Raw genomic sequence first — 17,304 nt, 5'->3', positions numbered from 1 at the left:
TCGATCAGACCGGCGCCTTCAGGGCCGCGGAACCCCACCCGGGATCCGCGGCCCTTCTGTTTTCCCCAGAACAGGGAGAACGGAGTGAAGGGGCCACCAGAAAGACCCGGTACCAGCCGCCAACCGGCCGACCCAGGCCGGCACGACCAGACGAGGAAAACACCACCGTGCAACTCGAAGCGCACGCCCCGTCCGTACCGCCTTCACAGACGCTCCCCCCGCCCGCACCCACGGAGGACCCGACCTTGACTCCCCTCACCGCGCTCACCGCGCTCGACGACGCCATCGAGAACCTCGGCGTACCCGTTCCCTGCCGTGCCTACGACCCGGAGGTCTTCTTCGCCGAGTCGCCGGCCGATGTCGAGTACGCCAAGTCGCTCTGCCGCACCTGTCCGCTGATGGAGGCCTGCCTCGCCGGCGCCAAGGAGCGGCGTGAGCCTTGGGGCGTCTGGGGCGGCGAGCTCTTCGTCCAGGGCGTGGTCGTCGCTCGCAAGCGGCCGCGTGGTCGTCCGCGCAAGAACCCGGTCGCCGCATGAGCACCGTCGGAACGATCGATCGCCCCTTGACGCACGACCCCCAGAAGCAGGCCCCGATGAAGGCAGCCACCAGCGAGCCCGCAGGCTCCGCGATCACAGACTTCACCACCACCGGTGCGAACACCTCGCGCCAGAACAGGACCCGTGAGATGCAACTCATCCCAGAAGCCATGGCTCGTGCGCATATGCACGAACGCATGCGTGAGGCCGAGGCCCAGCGCCCGGCCGAGCGCCTGATGGCGGCCCGCCGCATGCAACGCCGCGCGGAGCGCGCGTCGCTGCGCGCCCGGCGCGCGCTCGCCATCGCCGTCATGCAGTAGGAGCCGCCCACGCGGCTCAGTACAACGACAGAACGATGCGGGGGCCGGTCCGAACGGACCGGCCCCCGCGGTGCGTTGGACTCACCGATCTTCCGCGCGCGGCGCTATGGTCGCCGGGTGGACCAGCAGAATCCTCAGCCCACCGGCACGGACAATGCGGGCACGGAGAATCTCGTGTGCTCCCGCTGCGGCACCATCGCCGAAGGCGCGCCGCCGACCTGGACCTGCTCCGTGGAGAACGGCAGCCGTCACTACTTCTGTGACTCCTGCGCGCGCGACAACATCAGAGCCATCGAGGGCCGCCTCGACTCGCCCTGGTGGTGAACGCTCAGGCCTCGTCCGCCTCCGCTTCCTCTACCTCCGCTTCCTCCGCTTCCTCCGTCTCGGTCTCCACGGCGAAGCCGGGCAGCCACTCCTCCAGCTCGTCCCGCATCCGCACCGTCGAGCCCAGTTGGCACAGGACCCCGATCGTGCTCAGCGTCACGCGGTGTATCAACAGATACGACGGCGGCAGGTTCAGTTGCTTGCCCAACTGATAGGCGGGGGAGCGGGGGTCGGCCACCCGGGCCGCCTGGCTGCGCATCCAGCCACGCGTGAACGTGAACTCCTCGACCAGCATGGGCTCGATGATCGGCAGCAGATAGTCGAGCACCGCGTCCGGCTCGAGGTCGACGCTCTCCTTGACGAAGCCCTCCTCGCGCAGCATCTCGTAGACCGCGTCGGCCTCGCCGTCGAGCGTCATCCGCAGCGATTCACCGATGGGTACGGGCAGCCCGCCGGGCAGCCGGTCCACCGTGCCGAAGTCGAGGACCCCAAGGCGCCAGCCGCTCTTCTCGTCGGGCAGCAGGCGGAAGTTGCCCGGATGCGGGTCGGCGTGCAGCAGGCCGGTGCGCGCGGGGCCGGAGAAGAGGAAGCGGGCAAGGAGCTGACCCGCCCGGTCGCGCTGCTCCTGCGTGCCGTCCGCGATCACCTCCGACAGGGGCGTCCCGTCGATCCACTCGGTCACCAGGACCTGATCGCTCTGGTGCACCACCGCGGGGACGACCACATCGGGGTCGCCCGCGAACTCCTCCGCGTGCGCCTGCTGCGCCTGCGCCTCCAAGCCGTAGTCGAGCTCCTCCGACACCCGGTCGCGCAACTCGGCGATCAGCGGCTTGATGTCCATCCCCGGAATCAGCGGCCCCAGGAGCCGGGCGAACCGGCTCAGCTGAGTCAGGTCGGACAGCAGCGCCTCGCCCGCGCCCGGGTACTGGACCTTGACCGCGACCTCGCGCCCGTCCGCCCAGACGGCCCGGTGCACCTGGCCGATCGACGCGGCCGCCGCGGGCTTGTCCGTGAACTCCTGGAACAGGTCGCGCCAGTCCTCCCCGAGGCGCTCCGCGAGCACGGCGTGCACCGTGCGGGTCGGCATCGGCGGCGCCGCTTCCTGTAGCTTCGTGAGTGCCGCGCGGTAGGGACCCGCGACCTCCTCCGGCAGCGCCGATTCGAAGACGGACAGCGCCTGTCCGAACTTCATCGCCCCGCCCTTCAGCTCGCCGAGGACCTTGAACAGCTGCTCCGCCGTGCGCTGTTGCAGCTCGCGTCCGACGATTTCCGCGGACTTGCCCCCGATCCGCTTGCCGAGCCCCCAGGTCGCGCGCCCCGCGAAGCCGAGCGGGAGGGCGGCCAGTTTGGCAGTACGGGTGACCGCCTTCCGGGGAAGATCAGACATGCGCCCCTCCAAGTCCCAGACAGCCGCGCCTTGTCAGGCGGTTACCCGGCCATTGTGTCGTGCGGCTCTCGGTCCACGGTGGCCTGATCCCCCTTATTGCGCGCACCCGCTCCGCAAGAGCATGCGGGATGCGGCCAAACCGGACGAGAGTGCCACTCGAATCCGGGCACGGACGCCTCCCAGCGGGCGCCCGCGCAGGCCGAGGAGACTCCGTCCAGAAAGGCGAGCGCATGCCCCGCGGCCAGCCCCGCGGCCGCGGTCGACAGGGCCAGGTCGCAGGCGGGCACCTGCCGCGCGGGCCCCGAGCGCCACTGCGCCAGCATCCGCGGCCAGGTGGGGTCGCGGTCCGCACGCTGCTGGAAGAGACAGCCCGCACACGCGCTCGCCCCGGGCAGGACCAGCGGGCCCACCACAGCGGTGCCCTCGATCACCCCGACGTAGAGATGAGGGGTGCCCGCGGTGATGAGTCCTTCGACGGCTGCCGGATCGGGGGCGTACGCCGCGAGTCCGTCGCGCGGGGCGATGATCACGAGGGAGAGCCCCGCTTCTCCCTCCGGCGCCCTGGGCGGACGATCCGGTGCCCACTGCCGCACGATGCGGCGCGCGGTGGTGTCCCGTCGCTCGCCGATCGACTCGGCGGGCAGTCCACCCGGCGCGACGTCCCACGGCTCGACGTGCCCGCCGTCCAGCACGTCGACCCGGCCCACGCCCGCCCCCGCGAGCACCGAGGCCAGCGCCACGCCGAGCCGCCCCGCGCCCTGCACCCGCACGCGCATGGACCGGCGCGCCGCCAGCTTGTCGATCGCCTCGCCCGGCTCGGGGGAGAGCAGCGAGAGCGAGGCCAGGTCGGACCGGAGCCGGTCCATGACCGCGCCCCGCTTGCGCAGGGATTCGGCCGCGGGGCCGCCGCCCGTCGAGTCGTCGAGCAGGCCGGCCCGGGACAGCTCGCCGAGCAGCCTGTCCACGTGTCCGTCGGGCAGGCCCATCCGCTGCGCCTCCGCCCGCAGCAGCGGCAGTCCCCGGGTCCCGTCGAGCAAGGTCAGGAAGCTGCCCGTCGCCGTGTCCATCGGGCCGAGCATCAAGGCGTGCGCGGAGGCGACCCCGAACTGCACGGTGCTCAGGTCACGCCAGCCGCGCCGCAGCGCGGGCTTCAAGATCGGATGCATGGTCGTCCCCCGTAGGCCGCTCGGCACGTCCCGTCCGCCGTGTCGATCGATTGCCAGAATGCCCGTCACGCCGGACAGCCGCGCCGCGTTGTCCACAGGCAGGGGATGCTTGTCGTACTAATCCAGCGCACGGGGAGCGGAACAGCGCCGAACCGTCCCGGAGGCGGGACTTCCCCTATGCCCAGCGGGTAACGTCGGGGCGTGCCCGCCGACCCGTCCCCTCGCGTCGCTGGGGAGACCTCGGCGCATCGCGCCGGAACTCCACAGCGCAGCACGACCAGTCCACCGTCGTCCGGCGGAGGTGCCAGCGCGGTCGAGGTCAGACGGAGCGCCCGCCGCCGCAGAACGGTCTCCGCCTACCGCGAGGGCGACCGCACCGTCGTCCTCATCCCCGCCCGGATGTCCGAGGCGGAGGAGCAGCGCTGGGTCAACGTGATGCTGGACAAGCTCGCGGCGCAGGAGAGCAAGCGCCTCCTCGGGGACGCGGAGCTCGCCGAGCGCGCGGGGCAGCTGTCCGACCAGTACTTCGAGGGCCGGGCCAGGCCCGCCTCCGTTCGCTGGGTCACGAACCAGAACACTCGCTGGGGTTCCTGCACCCCTTCCGAGGGCAGCATCCGCCTTTCGCACCGGCTGCAGGGCATGCCCGAGTACGTCGTCGACTACGTCCTCGTCCATGAACTGGCACATCTCCTCGTACCCGGACACGGCCCCCGATTCTGGCGTCTTCTGGAGGCCTACCCCCGTACGGAGCGGGCCAGGGGGTACCTCGAAGGGGTGGTCGCGGCCGATCGGCTGCCCCATCTGCCGGCCGCTCGCGAGGAGTGAACGTCCGCCGGATCCCGCTGTTGTGTAGCGGGTCTGTACCGGCTTGGCTCGCTGTCGGACTTTGCGGTTAGCCTGACGCGACGCATTCACATTCGGGATGGGGGACGGTCGTTACGTATGGCCAGGGAATTCCAACGCGGCCACAAGGCCAAGATCAGTGACCTCACCGCGGGGACCGATCTGTACGTAGGCGTACAGATCACTGCCCCCGGATTGACGTTCGACATCAGCTGCTTCGGCCTGGACGCGAGCGAGCGGCTCTCGGACGACCGTTACTTCATCTTCTTCAACCAGCCCAAGTCACCCGAGGAGTCGATCCAGCTCCTGGGTGCGCAGGCGGGCGACACCGAGTCCTTCCGCGTCACGCTCGACCGCATCCCGCAGCAGATCCAGCGGCTCTCCTTCACGGCGACGATCGACGGCGCCGGGCAGATGTCGCAGGTCGCCTCCGGGTACGTCCGCATCGTCGCGGGCGGCGAGGAAGTGGCGCGCTACGCCTTCAGCGGCGCGGAGTTCTCCACCGAACGCGCCGTCATGCTGGGCGACTTCTACCTGAAGGACGTCTGGCGGTTCGCCGCGATCGGCCAGGGCTTCGACGGCGGGCTCGACGCCCTGCTGAAGAACTTCGGCGGAGAGGTCGCGGAGGAGGAGCCCGCCGCCCCGGAGCCGCAGGCCGCCGCGCCTTCCTTCGCCCCGCCCGCGCAGGCCGCCGCGCCGCCCGCCTTCGGCGCTCCCGCGGCCGCCGCGCCGCCGCAGGCCCCCGCCCCTGCTCCCGCGCAGAACTTCGCACCACCTCAGGGCGCCACTCCGCCCCCGCCCCCTGCTCCCGCGGACCCGTCGGTGCACGCCGCGCAGACCATCGTGGCTCCGATGAACCAGCCGCCCGGTGGCACCATGCCGCCCCCGCCGGCCCCCGCGCCGTACGGACAGCCCGGCCAGCAGCCGCCGCCGCAGCAGCCGCAATTCGGCCAGGTGCCAGGACAGCAGCAGGCCCCGATGCCCCCTGGGTACGGCCAGCAGCCCGGTGCCCCGATGCCCCCTGGGTACGGCCAGCAGCCCGGTGCCCCGATGCCCCCTGGGTACGGCCAGCAGCCCGGTGCCCCGATGCCTCCCGGCTACGGCCAGCAGCCCCCGGGCGGCCAGTTCCCCGGCCAGGCCGGGGCTCCGCAGGGCGCGGCCCCACAGGGTGCCGGTGTCGCGGCGGCCCTCCAGAAGTACCGCGAGGCCCCCACGGGACAACGCTGGACGCAGCAGAACGAGAAGCTGATCCGCGTCGACCTGGGCGTCGCCGACCAGCCGATACTCGCCCGCCAGGGCAGCATGGTGCTCTACCAGGGCAAGGTCGAGTTCAGCTACAAGGGCGCCGGGTTCGCGGGCCGCATCGTGGGCAACTCCACCGGCCAGGAGATGCAGCTCATGCGGTGCTCCGGCCGGGGCCAGGTCTTCCTCGCCGAGGAAGGCACGCATCTGCACCCGATCGAACTCCAGGGCGACGCGATCTGCGTCTCCGCGGAGAACGTCCTCGCCTTCGACGAGACGCTGCAGCACGAGGTGCGCAGGATCGAGGGCCACGGCATCCCCGGTGGCGCGCTGTTCGTCATGCAGTTCCAGGGCACCGGCACGGTCATCGTGAAGACCCACGGCGTGCCCGTCGTGCTGCCCGTGACGCCGACGACGTTCGCCGACTGCCACGCCGTCGTCGCCTGGTCGGCCGCCGCACAGGCGATCGTTTCCAGCCAGGTTCGGCTGCGCAGCAACGCGTACGCGGGCTCCACGGGGGAGAGCGTGAACCTCCAGTTCCGTGGCGCGCCCGGCAATTTCATCGTCGTCCAGCCGTACGAGGTCTGAGGGAGCCCGTCATGAATCAGCAGCAGTTCGCGGGCTTCGCTCCCGCACCCGTCGCCGCCCGCATGGAGAACCACGGCCACCACATGCTCAAGGTGGCCATGCAGACCGGCAACGACCTCTTCGCGCGCGTGGGCTCGATGGTCGCCTACGAAGGGTTCGTGCAGTACGAGCCGAATCCGCCCGCCGTCCGACAGGTCGCGCGCGAGTGGATGACCGGTGAGGGCGCGCCCCTGATGAAGTGCTCCGGAGACGGCCTTCTCTACCTCGCCGACTACGGAGCGGACGTCGTCGTCATCAATCTGGCGGGCGACTCCCTCTCGGTGAACGGCACCAACCTGCTCGCCTTCGACGCCTCCCTCCAGTGGGGCGTGGAGCGGGTCAAGGGCATGGCCAAGTTCGCCGGACAGGGCCTGTGGAACATCAAGATCTCCGGCCAGGGCTGGGTCGCGCTGACCTCCCGCGGCACGCCGATCGTGGTCGACTGCGGCCGCGGCGAGGACGAGACGTACGTCGACCCGGACGCCCTGATCGCCTGGTCCCCGAACCTCAAGGTGAAGGGCAAGCGCAGCTTCAAGGCCGGTTCCCTGATCGGGCGCGGCAGCGGCGAGGCCTACCAGATGGGCTTCTCCGGAGAGGGCATCGTCGTCGTACAGCCCAGCGAGGACAGCACCGACCGTCTCCGAGCACGGGGCTGAGGGGGAGCAACACACCATGCAGAGCCCACTTTTCGCGCATGCCGAACAGCAGACGCAGGAGCGCTACTCCGTCCAGAACCCGCAGATGCTGCGGGTCGCCCTGGAGGGCCACGACGACGTCCTGGCCCGCAAGGGCGCCATGGTCGCCTACCAGGGGCTGATGGAGTTCGACGCCGAGTACCAGAGCCGGGGCAACCAGCGGGCCCGCGCGCACACCGGCGAGGGCCTTGACCTGATGCGCTGTCACGGACAGGGCACGGTCTACCTCGCCAACCTCGCGCAGTACATCCACGTCGTGGACGTGGAACAGGACGGCCTGACCGTGGACAGCAGCTACGTCCTCGCGATGGACTCGTCGCTGACCCACCAGGTCATCGCCGTGGACAGCCAGTACGGCATCTCCGGCTCCGGCAAGTACCAGCTCAACATCACCGGGCGCGGCAAGGTCGCCCTGATGACGTCGGGCCAGCCGCTGATGCTCCAGGTCACGCCGGACCGGTACGTCAACGCCGACGCCGACGCGATCGTCGCGTGGTCCAACGGGCTGCGCGTCCAGATGCAGGCGCAGACCCATTCCTCGGGCGTGTGGCGGCGCCGCGGCAACACCGGCGAGGGCTGGGAGCTCAGCTTCATGGGACAGGGCTACGCGCTCGTCCAGCCCAGCGAGATGCTGCCGCCGCAGAACGCGGTTCTCGGGCGGGGCGCCCAGGCGCAGTTCGGGATGGGTCAGCAAGGTGCCCGCGGGCAGAACCAAGGCAACGTCTGGAGTTAGCCCCTCCCGCGGGGCAAGCGGGAAGGGGCGCGGGGATCTGTGTGCGGGCCGTATGTGGCTGGTCGCGCAGTTCCCCGCGCCCCTTTCAGGGGCACATACCTACAGGCGCGCCCTTGTTGCCTCTACCAGTCGTACGACCGAGTCGTCCGCCACATCCGCCACCTCGTCGTACGCGAACCAGCGCAGGTCCAGGGACTCGTCGCTGATCGCCTCCACCGCGTCGGAGGGGGCGAGCGCCGCGTACTGGACGTCGAGGTGCTGGGTGCACGGGCCCGGGATCGGGTGCCTGTCCAGGCGGATGGGGCCGCCCGCGACGAGCGTGAGGCCCGGTACGCCGGACTCCTCGGTCGCCTCGCGCAGCGCGGCCTCGGCCAGCGTCGTGTCACCCGGCTCGCAGTGGCCGCCCATCTGGAGCCACATCCGCAGCTTCTTGTGCAGGGTCAGCAGCACGCGCCCGCGCGAGGGGTCGACGACCAGGGCGCTCGCCGTGATGTGCCCCGCGGTGCAGGGCTTCCACATGCCGTCCTCGCCGTGCGTGGACAAGTGGTCCAGATAGGCCTGGCGCAGCTCGGCCTGCTCTTCGTACCCCTTCAGGACGAGGACGGCGTCGTCGTACAGGCTCACTTACCGCCGTCCTCGGTGCCCTTGTCGCCCTTGTCGCCCTCGTCGTCGCCCTTGGCCGCCTCGCCGAGCATCTTGTCCAGCTCGGAGAAGTCCAGCTGCTCGTGGTGCACGAAGCCGTCGGGGTCGTCCAGGTCGGAGGCCGTCGGCAGCATGTCCGGGTGCTCCCAGAGGCCGTCGCGGCCGTCGACGCCGCGCGCGTCCGTGAGCGAGGCCCACAGACGCGAGGCGTCCCGCAGACGGCGCGGGCGCAGTTCGAGACCGATCAGCGTGGCGAACGTCTGCTCGGCGGGGCCACCCGTGGCACGGCGGCGGCGCAGCGTCTCGCGCAGGGCGTCGGCGGAGGAGAGACGCGGCTTGGCGGCGGCGTGCACCACTGCGTCCACCCAGCCCTCGACGAGCGCGAGAGCCGTCTCCAGGCGGGCCAGGGCGGCCTTCTGCGCCGGGGTGTCCTCCGGCTGGAACATGCCCTGCTGGAGCGCTTCCTGCAGCTGCTCCGGATTCTGCGGGTCGAGCTGGCCGACCACGTCCTCCAGCTTGGAGGTGTCGACCTTGATGCCGCGCGCGTATCCCTCGACCGCGCCGAACAGGTGCGAGCGCAGCCACGGGACGTGGGCGAAGAGCCGCTGGTGGGCGGCCTCGCGCAGCGCCAGGTAGAGCCGCACCTCGTTCTTGTCGATGCCCAGGTCCTTGCCGAAGGCCTCGACGTTCACCGGCAGGAGCGCGGCCTTGCCGGACGGGCCGAGCGGCAGGCCGATGTCGGTGGAGCCGACGACCTCGCCCGCGAGCACGCCCACGGCCTGGCCGATCTGCTGGCCGAACATGGCGCCGCCCATGGAGCGCATCATGCCGATCAGCGGGCCCGCCATGGCCTGCATCTCCTCGGGCAGCACATCGCCCATGGCCAGGCCGACGCGCTCGGCGACCGGATCGACGAGCTCCTTCCACACCGGCAGGGTCGCCTCGACCCACTCGGCGCGGCTCCACGCCACGGCCGTGCCGGATCCGGAGGGCAGCGACGTCGCGTCGTCCAGCCACAGGTCGGCCAGGCGCACGGCCTCCTCGACGGCGGAGCGCTCGGCGGGTCCGACGCTGGCGTCCTTGGTGCCGTCCGCCGTGCCCTGGGACACGGTCTGGCGGGCGATGTCCTTGGCCATGTCCCAGTTCACCGGGCCGCCCTCGTACGAGAGCATCTGGCCGAGCTGCTGGAAGGCGGCACCCAGGTCGTTCGGATTCATCGAACCGAACATCGCGGCGAACGGATTGTCACCGCCGCCGGGGCCGCCGGGGCCGCCCGCTCCGGGGAACCCGAAACCGAACGGGTTCGCGGGGCCACCGGCGCCCTGTCCGCCGCCTTGTCCCCCGCCCTGTCCCTGTCCAGGGGATTCCTTCTTCTTGCCCTCGTCGCCGTCTTCCGGCTCCTCCGGCGGAAGGCCGAATCCGAATGGGGTGTCACTCACGGGATTCCTCGGCTCGTCAGGCCGCCGGTATCGTTCCGGCGGCGGCGCTACAACACCACCCAGCGTAGACACCGTGACGGGATCGGGCCTCGGTGCTTCGCCGACTCATGGCCTGCGGCAGGATGGATGCCACCTGGTACGTACGCGTCATTCGCGTACGTACTGAAGACAACCGCTGGAGACGCCCGGTGAGTTCCCCAGATCCACAGGTTCGCGCAGCGCGAAACCCCTCAACCCCGTCGCCTGTCCGCGGGCCCGTGGTCGCCGTCACCGGCGCCGCCTCGGGGGTGGGCGCGCTGCTGACCGAGCGCCTCGCGGCCTCGGAGGAGATCAAGCAGGTCATCGCCATCGACGAGCGCCGCGGCGACTGCTCGCAGGCTCAGTGGCACATTCTGGACGTCCGGGATCCGGCGATCGCCGAGAAGCTGCGCGGCGCCGACGTCGTGGTGCACCTGGCGCTCGACCTCGACCTGGAGACCGACGGCGCGGCCCGCACCGCCTACAACGTGCGCGGCACCCAGACCGTCCTCACGGCGGCCGCGGCCGCGGGCGTGCACCGTGTGGTGCTCTGCACGTCGGCGATGGTCTACGGAGCGCTGCCCGACAACGAACTGCCCCTCTCCGAAGACGCCGAATTGCGCGCCACCGCCGAGGCGACCGGCGTCGGGGACCTCCTGGAGGTCGAGCGGCTCGCCCGCAGGGCGCCCCGCGCGCACCCCGGCCTCAATGTCACCGTCGTACGCCCCGCGACCCTGGTCGGCGGCACGGACACGGCCCTGACCCGCTACTTCGAGTCGCCCCGCCTTCTCGTCGTGGCCGGTTCGCGGCCCGCCTGGCAGTTCTGCCACGTCGAGGACCTGTGCAGCGCTCTGGAGTACGCCGTCCTGGAGAAGGTCGACGGCGAGCTCGCCGTCGGCTGCGACGGCTGGCTGGAGCAGGAGGAGGTCGAGGAGCTCAGCGGGATCCGGCGCATGGAGCTGCCGTCGGCGGTCGCGCTCGGAGCCGCCGCCCGGCTGCACCGCATCGGTCTCACTCCGTCCCCGGCCGGTGACCTCGCGTACACGATGTACCCCTGGGTGGTCAGCGTCAGCGGGCTGCACGACGCCGGGTGGCGGCCGCAGTGGACCAACGAGGAGGTCCTCGCGGAGCTGCTCGAAGAGGTCTCGGGACGGCGTACGGTCGCCGGGCGCCGCCTCGGCCGCAAGGACGCGACTGCGGCGGGGGCCGCGGGTGCGACGGTGGCGCTGCTCGGTGCGGCGGCGGTGGTCCGCAGGGCGCGGAAGGCGCGGCGGCGCATCTGAGGCGGCGGGTGGGGCTGGCCCTTCCCGTGGCTGGTGCCCCGCTTACGCTCCTCGGCGGACGGGGGCCGTGCCTCCTGCCCTCTCCACCGCTCCTCGGCGCCGGGGTGCCGTGCTCCATGCCCCCGCGAGCGCCACTCGGCGACGGGGTGCCGTGCCCACCCGTGCCGCCCCAGCGGCACGATTGCCCACGGCGGGAGCTCCCCGTCCAGCACAGCCCTGTAGGGAACTCCAACCCGGCACGCGCGCGTGCCGGTCGAAAGGTCTATTCCGTGTCGGGCGCGCAGTGCGGCACCATGGCCGCATGGCACGCACCACGATGGACCACCCCGGCGAGCAGGCCGCACAGGACCCGATCCGCCTCCTCGCGATCCGCGAGACCCCGCTCTCCTTGGACGAGGTCTTCCGGGCCGCGGGTGACGACGCCGCGGGCGGCACGGCGCTCTTCGTGGGGACGGTCCGCAACCACGATGGCGGCGCGGACGTCGACGAGCTCGGCTATTCGACGCACCCCACCGCCGAGGCCGAGATGCGCCGGGTGGCCGAGAAGGTCGTCGCCGAATATCCGGTGCGCGCGCTGGCCGCCGTCCACCGCGTCGGTGATCTGGCCGTCGGCGACCTCGCGGTGATCGTGGCCGTCTCCTGCCCGCACCGCGCCGAGGCCTTCGCCGCCTGCCGCAAGCTGATCGACGACCTGAAGCACGAGGTGCCGATCTGGAAGCACCAGCGGTTCTCGGATGGCAAGGATGAATGGGTGGGCGCGTAGCGCTCGTTGAGGGGCGGTGGTCGGGCGACGGGAGGGCGGGTCGGCGCCTGTTGAGGCTGCTGGTGCGCGATGGGTGCGGGTGACTCCGGTTGCGTAACCGGACCCCTGCCGTGAGCGTTGACCATGCGGATGGTTAATCTGCTGATCTGTCAGTGGTGGTCGCTCATGGGGTCGGGAGGTCGACGTGGCATCGCTCGCCTGGTTGCTGATTCCGCTTCTCGCCGCGGTCGGCGCGGGTCTGTGGGGCAGCTGGGCCGCCCGCAACCGCAAGTCGGGACGGACCGGCGACGTCACCGAGCTCAACGGCTACGCGGCGTTCCGCGAGGCCATGGAGAAGTCGCACTCCGGCACCTGAGCCGTCACCGCGTCCCGCGCCATCCGGTGAATTCCCCGTACGGACCGGCCCCAGGGGTGCGCTGACAGGCCCGTCCCGTACTGTCGTTCCATGCCACGCCGCACCACGACGATGCTCGCGTCCACCCTGATGCTGATCGCGCTGCTCTGCGCGGGAGTGCTCATCAAGGTGCCCTACTCGGAGATGTCCCCGGGGCCCACGGTGAACACCCTCGGTGACCACGACGGCGAGCCGGTGCTGCAGATCTCCGGGCGCAAGACCTATCCCACGACCGGCAATCTCAACATGACGACGGTCAGGGTCACCAGCGCCGACTACAAGATGAACCTCGCCGAGGCCGTGTACGGCTGGCTGGCCCACGACAACATCGTGGTGCCGCACGACACGCTCTACCCGGACGGCAAGACCGAGCAGCAGTCCTCCCAGGAGAACGCCGAGGAATTCAGTCAGTCCCAGGAGAGCGCCAAGGTGGCGGCACTCAAGGAGCTGGACATCCCGGTGAAGTCGCAGGTCGTCGCCACCACCGTCTTCAAGGACAGCCCCGCGGAGGGCAAGCTGCACGCGGGCGACGTCATCAAGAAGGTCGACGGCGCGCCCGTGAAGGAGTGGCCGGACGTGGCCAAGCTCGTCACCAAGCACAAGGCGGGCGAGGACGTCGTCTTCACCGTGGTCCCGGTCAAGGAGGCGGCCGCCGCCGAGAAGGCGGGCAAGGAGCCGACCAGTACCGAGGACATCAAGATGACCACGGAGAAGGCGAAGGACGGCCGCGCGGTCGTCGGCATCAAGGCAGGGACCGACCACACCTTCCCGTTCACCATCGACATCAAGCTGGCCGACGTCGGCGGGCCGAGCGCCGGTCTGATGTTCGCGCTCGGCATCGTCGACAAGCTGACTCCGGAGGACCTCACCGGCGGCAAGTTCGTGGCAGGCACCGGCACCATCGAGGACGACGGCAAGGTCGGACCGATCGGCGGCATCGAGATGAAGACGGTCGGCGCGCGCGAGAAGGGCGCCGAGTACTTCCTCACGCCGAAGGACAACTGCGCGACCGCCGCGAAGGACGTTCCCGACGGGCTCACCCTCATCAAGGTGGACACCATCGACGACGCCGTGAAGTCCCTCGAGGACCTCCGCAAGGGCCACACCGCCGACCTGCCCAAGTGCACCGCGAAGTAGAAGCGTAGAAGTGCACGCGGGTGGGGGGAGACCCACCCGCGTGCGCGACGAACCAGGGGACCGCTACGCGAACGTCGCCGCCAGCGCGTCCGCCAGACCCGGCACCAGGTCCGAACCGGTGAGGACCTCGGTCGGCGAGTCCTTCTGGCGCAGCCGCAGCGCCGACTCACGGGCGCCGTCACGGAGCACCGCGACCGTCATGCGGACCTCCTGGCGGTCCGGGTGCTCGGCCACCCACTTGGCGAGCTGAGCCTCGCTCAGCCCCTCGGGGACGGACGTCTCCGCGGACGGCGGCAGCATCAGCCGCTCCACCGTGAGGGCGCAGCCGGTCACGGAGTCCGGCCAGGCGATGGTGCCGAGGAATTCGTCCAGCGGCTTGGCCGCGGGGATCTCCTCCTGCTCGATGGGGGTGAATCCGGCGTGTTCCACGCCGTCGTCGAGGCCGAGCTGGGAGGCGAGGCCGGGTTCTTGGGTGCGCAGTCGCGCCGTGTCGACGAGCGCGAAGAGGCGTGCGGGCCGGTCCCAGCCGAGGCCGGATACGTACTCGTCGATCTCGAGTACGGCCCGGGTGAGGGGACTCGCTGCCATGGGAGTGTTGGACATGGTCACAATCCTGCCTCGTTAGTCCCGCGAAACGGGAACCGAGTAAAGCGTAGGTAAGTTGCATAGGTGTGGGTCCGCGATCTCCGGGGGCCTGACGGACCAACAGAGAATCAACAGCGAACTTCGAGGTGCGCACCTTGGCTTTCCAGATGCCGGACCGCGGCGGAGGCCCGACGGGGCCACGGATCAGAGTGGGCCGGCCCTCCCGGCGGGTCCGGACCCTGCTCATGACATTGGGCGTCCTGGCCGTGCTGGCCATGGCCTTCGTCATGTTCGCGGGGTTCTGGACGGACTGGCTGTGGTACCGCTCGGTCCACTATTCATCGGTCTTCACCACGACCCTGTGGACCAAGATCGGTCTCTTCTTCGTCTTCGGCCTGCTCATGGCGGCCGCCGTCGGAGTGAACATCTGGCTGGCGCACCGGCTGCGCCCGCCGCTGAGTGCCATGTCGATGGAGCAGCAGAGCCTCGACCGGTACCGCATGGGCATCGCCCCGTACAAGAAGTGGCTGCTGATCGGGATCACCGCCCTGGTGGGCCTGATCGCGGGCGCGTCCGCCGCGGGGCAGTGGCGCACCTGGCTCCTTTGGGTCAATGGGGTGCCCTTCGGCCAGAAGGACCCCCAGTTCCACATGGACGTGTCCTTCTTCGCGTTCGACCTGCCCTGGTACCGCTTCCTGCTCGGCTTCGGCTTCGCGGCCGCGGTGCTCTCGCTGGTCGCCGCCGCCCTGACGCACTACCTGTACGGCGGGCTGCGGATCACCAGCCCCGGGGCGCGCGCGACAGCGGCGGCGACGGGCCACCTCTCGGTGCTGCTCGGCGTCTTCGTCTCGCTCAAGGCCATCGCGTACTGGCTCGACCGGTACGGCCTCGCGGTGAAGTCCAGTGACTTCAAGGCGACGGACAACTGGACGGGACTGAAGTACGTCGACGCCAACGCCTACCTGCCGGCGAAGACGATCCTGTTCTGCATCGCCGTCATCTGCGCCCTGCTCTTCTTCGCCACCCTGTGGCGGCGCACCTGGCAGCTGCCGGTCATCGGCTTCGGCCTGATGGTGCTCTCGGCGATCCTCATCGGCGGGCTCTACCCCGCGATCGTCCAGAAGTTCCAGGTCCAGCCGAACGAGCAGGCCAAGGAAGCGCCGTACATCGAGAAGAACATCGAGGCGACCCGCAACGCCTACGGCATCAGCGGAGTGAAGCCCGAGTCCTTCAAGGGCGAGGGCAAGGTCGACGCGGGCGCCAAGAAGAAGCGTGAGGACGCCGACACGGCGGCCAACTACCGCCTCAACGACCCGAACATCGTCTCGCCGACGTTCCAGCAGCTGGAGCAGGAGCGCAGCTACTACCAGTTCCCCAAGACGCTGGACGTGGACCGCTACAACGGCCAGGACACCATCGTCGGCCTGCGCGAGCTCAACGTGAACAAGCTCGACAAGCGGAACTGGATCAACGACCACTTCGCCTACACCCATGGCTACGGCATGGTCGCGGCCAAGGGCACGGAGACCAAGAAGGGCTCCAAGGGCGCCCCGGCGTTCACCGAGTCAGGACTGCCCACCAACGGCAGCCTCGGTGAGTACGAGCAGCGGATCTACTACGGCGAGAAGACCTCGCAGTACTCCATCGTCGGCGGGCCCCAGAAGGAGCTCGACTACGAAGAGGACGGCGGGGGTCAGAAGACCTACAGCTACAAGGGCAAGAGCGGGGTCAACCTCTCCAACCCGATCAACCGCGCCGCGTACGCGGTGTCCTTCGGAGAGCCGCAGATCCTGTACTCCGGAGCGATCGGCGAGGGCTCGCGGATCCTCTACAACCGCACGCCCAAGGAGCGCGTGGAGGCGGTCGCGCCCTGGCTGACGATCGACGGTGACGTCTATCCGACGGTGGTCGACGGCCGCATCCAGTGGGTCGTGGACGCCTACACGACCAGCAACGGCTATCCGTACGCGTCGCGCACCACGCTCGGCGACTCCACCGCGGACTCGCTGTCGCAGGCCGACAGCCAGCGCACGGTGATCGCCCAGCAGAACCAGGTCAACTACATCCGGAACTCGGTGAAGGCGACCGTCGACGCGTACACCGGTGACGTCAAGCTCTACACCTGGGACGAGAAGGACCCGGTCCTGAAGACCTGGAAGAAGGCGTTCCCGGGCACGGTCAAGGACAAGAGCGAGATCCCGCCGAAGCTGATGGACCACCTGCGCTACCCGCAGGACATGTTCAAGGTGCAGCGCGAACTGCTCACGAAGTACCACGTCACGGACGCCGGCCAGTTCTACAACGCGAGTGACGCCTGGCAGGTGCCGAACGACCCGACGAAGAAGGACGACAGCGCGGTCCCGCCGTACTACCTGTCCATGAAGTCGCCGGGCCAGACGCAGCAGCAGTTCTCACTGACGACGACGTTCACTCCGAACGAGCGGCCGAACCTACGGGCCTTCATGTCGGTCGACGCCGATGCCAGAAGCGAGAACTACGGCAAGATGCAGCTGCTGAGAGTGGGCGGCGACGTCGACGGCCCTGAACAGGTGCAGAACAAGCTGAACTCCATGGCGGAGGTCGGCAACTTCGTCCGGGACATGAAGGGCGCCGACTCCGACGTCCTCTACGGCAATCTGCTGACCGTGCCACTGGACGACGGCTTCCTGTACGTCGAACCCGTCTACGTACAGGGACGCAAGTCGGCGTATCCCCTCCTGAAGAAGGTGGCCGTGTCGTACGGCACGGAGACGGCCTTCGCGGACTCCCTGAAGGACGGCCTCGACCAGGTCTTCGGGGCCGACGGCGGCACCAAGCCACCGGCCGACGACGGGGGCGACACCACCAAGCCGCCGTCGACGAACGACCCGACGGTCCAGGACGCCCTCGACGACGCCCAGAAGGCGTTCGAGGACGGCGAGAGCGCCATGAAGGACAACGACTGGAAGGCGTACGGCGAGGCGCAGGACCGCCTCCAGGAGGCGCTGCAGCGGGCCGAGGACGCCTCGGCGAAGGCCGCGAAGAAGAGCGACAAGGGCTCTGACAAGGGCGCCGACAAGAACGCCGGCAAGAACGGCGATCAGGCGGCCGACAAGGGAGCCAAGGACCCAGGGGCCGACAAGGCCGACTGACCGGGCGGTGGAACCGGGCGGTAAAAGCTCCACCTCGCG

At 70.1% G+C, this 17,304-nt stretch carries 17 protein-coding genes; 12 read left to right on the top strand and 5 right to left on the bottom strand.

All coding sequences use genetic code 11. The features are described from left to right. Positions 1 to 167: 167 nt before the first annotated feature. The 3 genes from CP970_RS14495 (at position 168) to CP970_RS14485 (ending at position 1,180) form a co-directional block, all read left to right on the top strand. Entirely contained in the window at positions 168 to 536 is a 369-nt protein-coding gene (locus tag CP970_RS14495) for a WhiB family transcriptional regulator (protein WP_055555173.1), read from the top strand. Beyond that, positions 533 to 856 (top strand): hypothetical protein, encoded by a 324-nt coding sequence (locus CP970_RS14490; protein ID WP_055555175.1) that lies wholly within the window; start codon positions 533 to 535, stop codon positions 854 to 856. Before CP970_RS14495 ends, CP970_RS14490 begins: the two co-directional genes overlap by 4 nt. 117 nt (positions 857 to 973) lie before the next feature. Further along, complete coding sequence (locus CP970_RS14485; protein WP_055555177.1) at positions 974 to 1,180, top strand: hypothetical protein; 207 nt, start codon at positions 974 to 976, stop codon at positions 1,178 to 1,180. Positions 1,181 to 1,184: 4 nt separating this feature from the next. Here the strand turns inward: CP970_RS14485 and CP970_RS14480 are convergent, their stop codons facing one another. Together CP970_RS14480 and CP970_RS14475 are read right to left on the bottom strand one after the other, a co-directional pair. Continuing rightward, positions 1,185 to 2,567, bottom strand: coding sequence for an ABC1 kinase family protein (locus CP970_RS14480; RefSeq protein ID WP_055555179.1), 1,383 nt, complete (start codon positions 2,565 to 2,567; stop codon positions 1,185 to 1,187). 41 nt (positions 2,568 to 2,608) lie between these two features. Then, the gene (locus CP970_RS14475) at positions 2,609 to 3,733 is read right to left on the bottom strand and encodes a TOMM precursor leader peptide-binding protein (RefSeq protein WP_055555181.1); all 1,125 of its coding nucleotides are present in this window, start codon (positions 3,731 to 3,733) and stop codon (positions 2,609 to 2,611) included. 201 nt (positions 3,734 to 3,934) lie between these two features. On the opposite strand from CP970_RS14475, the gene CP970_RS14470 reads away from it, so the two are divergent. From CP970_RS14470 to CP970_RS14455, 4 genes are all read left to right on the top strand, one after another. Continuing rightward, positions 3,935 to 4,558: a M48 metallopeptidase family protein gene (locus CP970_RS14470; protein ID WP_063806238.1), complete on the top strand. Its 624-nt coding sequence runs from the start codon at positions 3,935 to 3,937 to the stop codon at positions 4,556 to 4,558. 117 nt (positions 4,559 to 4,675) lie between these two features. Further along, entirely contained in the window at positions 4,676 to 6,406 is a 1,731-nt protein-coding gene (locus tag CP970_RS14465) for a TerD family protein (RefSeq protein ID WP_150493376.1), read from the top strand. 11 nt (positions 6,407 to 6,417) lie between these two features. Continuing rightward, positions 6,418 to 7,101 carry an AIM24 family protein gene (locus CP970_RS14460; protein WP_055556420.1) on the top strand — a complete coding sequence of 228 codons (684 nt, stop codon included), beginning with the start codon at positions 6,418 to 6,420 and terminating at the stop codon, positions 7,099 to 7,101. A gap of 16 nt (positions 7,102 to 7,117) precedes the next feature. After that, a complete protein-coding gene (locus CP970_RS14455; protein ID WP_055556423.1) occupies positions 7,118 to 7,873 on the top strand; it encodes an AIM24 family protein in 756 nt (251 codons plus the stop codon). Between the two features lie 99 nt (positions 7,874 to 7,972). Here the strand turns inward: CP970_RS14455 and CP970_RS14450 are convergent, their stop codons facing one another. Together CP970_RS14450 and CP970_RS14445 are read right to left on the bottom strand one after the other, a co-directional pair. Continuing rightward, complete coding sequence (locus CP970_RS14450) at positions 7,973 to 8,497, bottom strand: NUDIX hydrolase (protein WP_055556425.1); 525 nt, start codon at positions 8,495 to 8,497, stop codon at positions 7,973 to 7,975. Continuing rightward, positions 8,494 to 9,954, bottom strand: coding sequence for a zinc-dependent metalloprotease (locus tag CP970_RS14445; RefSeq protein ID WP_055556427.1), 1,461 nt, complete (start codon positions 9,952 to 9,954; stop codon positions 8,494 to 8,496). Before CP970_RS14445 ends, CP970_RS14450 begins: the two co-directional genes overlap by 4 nt. A gap of 188 nt (positions 9,955 to 10,142) precedes the next feature. On the opposite strand from CP970_RS14445, the gene CP970_RS14440 reads away from it, so the two are divergent. The 4 genes from CP970_RS14440 to CP970_RS14430 all read left to right on the top strand — a co-directional run bounded on the left by CP970_RS14440 (position 10,143) and on the right by CP970_RS14430 (position 13,549). Continuing rightward, positions 10,143 to 11,255: an SDR family oxidoreductase gene (locus tag CP970_RS14440; protein WP_055556429.1), complete on the top strand. Its 1,113-nt coding sequence runs from the start codon at positions 10,143 to 10,145 to the stop codon at positions 11,253 to 11,255. A gap of 301 nt (positions 11,256 to 11,556) precedes the next feature. Further along, on the top strand, positions 11,557 to 12,018 hold the full coding sequence (locus CP970_RS14435) for a molybdenum cofactor biosynthesis protein MoaE (RefSeq protein WP_191094915.1): 462 nt from the start codon (positions 11,557 to 11,559) through the stop codon (positions 12,016 to 12,018). Positions 12,019 to 12,202: 184 nt separating this feature from the next. Next, complete coding sequence (locus CP970_RS44190; protein ID WP_169801310.1) at positions 12,203 to 12,373, top strand: hypothetical protein; 171 nt, start codon at positions 12,203 to 12,205, stop codon at positions 12,371 to 12,373. A 90-nt stretch (positions 12,374 to 12,463) separates the two neighbouring features. Further along, the gene (locus CP970_RS14430) at positions 12,464 to 13,549 is read left to right on the top strand and encodes a YlbL family protein (RefSeq protein ID WP_055556430.1); all 1,086 of its coding nucleotides are present in this window, start codon (positions 12,464 to 12,466) and stop codon (positions 13,547 to 13,549) included. A 63-nt stretch (positions 13,550 to 13,612) separates the two neighbouring features. Here the strand turns inward: CP970_RS14430 and CP970_RS14425 are convergent, their stop codons facing one another. Beyond that, positions 13,613 to 14,152: a PPA1309 family protein gene (locus CP970_RS14425; protein WP_055556433.1), complete on the bottom strand. Its 540-nt coding sequence runs from the start codon at positions 14,150 to 14,152 to the stop codon at positions 13,613 to 13,615. 149 nt (positions 14,153 to 14,301) lie between these two features. Between CP970_RS14425 and CP970_RS14420 the strand changes: the two genes are divergently transcribed. Continuing rightward, complete coding sequence (locus tag CP970_RS14420; RefSeq protein ID WP_079044048.1) at positions 14,302 to 17,265, top strand: UPF0182 family membrane protein; 2,964 nt, start codon at positions 14,302 to 14,304, stop codon at positions 17,263 to 17,265. The last annotated feature ends 39 nt before the right edge of the window (positions 17,266 to 17,304 follow it).

Origin of the sequence: Streptomyces kanamyceticus (assembly GCF_008704495.1) — a bacterium.
Lineage (GTDB): Bacteria > Actinomycetota > Actinomycetes > Streptomycetales > Streptomycetaceae > Streptomyces > Streptomyces kanamyceticus.
Note: the sequence above shows the minus strand (reverse complement) of the source record. Positions and strands in the feature narration are given on the sequence as shown.

Excerpts from the sequence above, each read along its gene's own strand:
- CP970_RS14490 (WP_055555175.1), top strand. The coding sequence starts at position 533 with ATGAGCACCGTCGGAACGATCGATCGCCCCTTGACGCACGACCCCCAG.
- CP970_RS14480 (WP_055555179.1), bottom strand. The coding sequence starts at position 2,567 with ATGTCTGATCTTCCCCGGAAGGCGGTCACCCGTACTGCCAAACTGGCC.
- CP970_RS14475 (WP_055555181.1), bottom strand. The coding sequence starts at position 3,733 with ATGCATCCGATCTTGAAGCCCGCGCTGCGGCGCGGCTGGCGTGACCTG.
- CP970_RS14465 (WP_150493376.1), top strand. The coding sequence starts at position 4,676 with ATGGCCAGGGAATTCCAACGCGGCCACAAGGCCAAGATCAGTGACCTC.
- CP970_RS14460 (WP_055556420.1), top strand. The coding sequence starts at position 6,418 with ATGAATCAGCAGCAGTTCGCGGGCTTCGCTCCCGCACCCGTCGCCGCC.
- CP970_RS14455 (WP_055556423.1), top strand. The coding sequence starts at position 7,118 with ATGCAGAGCCCACTTTTCGCGCATGCCGAACAGCAGACGCAGGAGCGC.
- CP970_RS14435 (WP_191094915.1), top strand. The coding sequence starts at position 11,557 with ATGGCACGCACCACGATGGACCACCCCGGCGAGCAGGCCGCACAGGAC.
- CP970_RS14430 (WP_055556430.1), top strand. The coding sequence starts at position 12,464 with ATGCCACGCCGCACCACGACGATGCTCGCGTCCACCCTGATGCTGATC.
- CP970_RS14425 (WP_055556433.1), bottom strand. The coding sequence starts at position 14,152 with ATGTCCAACACTCCCATGGCAGCGAGTCCCCTCACCCGGGCCGTACTC.
- CP970_RS14420 (WP_079044048.1), top strand. The coding sequence starts at position 14,302 with ATGCCGGACCGCGGCGGAGGCCCGACGGGGCCACGGATCAGAGTGGGC.